Genomic DNA, 991 nt, shown 5'->3' with positions numbered 1-991 from the left:
GGAGCGGGAACAGCAGGAAGATCGTGCAGGTGATGCTTTCGAAAACGAACGTCATGCCGATCGAGGACCAGCCGGCCTTGCGGATGCCTTCGCGCGAGCCGCCGCCATAGGCGAGCCCGACGCGGACGGTCGTGGCCATGGAGAGGCCAAGCGGCACCATGAAGGCCATCGAGGTGATCTGGAGCGCCACGGCGTGGGCAGCGACTTCGTCCGTGCCAAGGAGGCCCATAAGGATGGCGGCGGCCGAGAACAGGCCGACTTCAGCCATGACGGTAAGGCCGATCGGGGTGCCGATGCGGAAGATTTCGCGCAGGCGTGCCCAGTCGATGTTGAAGAAATTGCCGAACATGTTGTAGCGGCGATAGCGGCGGTGCCAGACGATGTAGCCCAGCATCATGAGGAACATGATGAGGTTGACCGTGGCCGTGACCGTTCCCGAGCCTTTGAGCTCGAGCCGGGGGAAGCCGAAATTGCCGAGCATGAAGCAGTAATTGAGGCCGGCATTGATGAAGACGCCGAAAATGGTGATGACCAGGATCGGGCGGGTGACGCCGTGCGCGGAGAGGAACGAGCGCAGCACGATAATGCCAAGCGCGGGCAGGAACAGCCAGGCGGCGTGATGGACGAAGTCCTGCGCGAGGTCGGTTGCTTCGGGATTCTGGCCGAGGGCCAGCAGGATCGGCTTTACCTGCCAGACGACGGGAATCAGGACGGCCGAAATAACGATGACGACCCAGAAGCCAGTGCGTAGGGTGCGCTGGACGCTGCGCAGGTCACGCGCGCCGAGGGCCTGGGCGACCATCGGAGCGACGACGCCGACGAGGCCGATCGAGCCGATGAGGAACATGTTGAGGAATGCGGTGGCGAGCGCGCCACCGGCCAGGTATTTCGGCCCAAGCCAACCCATCATGATGACGTCGGAGGTGAAAAGCGCGTTCTGGGCGAGCTGAGCCAGCACCAGCGGCCAGGCCAGCGCGAACAGCGCTTTGAA

1 protein-coding gene is annotated in these 991 nt (G+C 63.6%); it reads right to left on the bottom strand.

Going from position 1 to position 991, the window contains the following annotated elements:
- On the bottom strand, positions 1 to 991 hold a 991-nt coding region (locus JP75_RS24590), incomplete at both ends, for an MATE family efflux transporter (protein WP_035087792.1).

This window comes from Devosia riboflavina, from assembly GCF_000743575.1.
In the GTDB taxonomy this organism is placed as follows: domain Bacteria; phylum Pseudomonadota; class Alphaproteobacteria; order Rhizobiales; family Devosiaceae; genus Devosia; species Devosia riboflavina.
The sequence above is the reverse complement of the archived record's forward strand: the minus strand, read 5'-3'. Positions and strand labels throughout refer to the sequence as shown.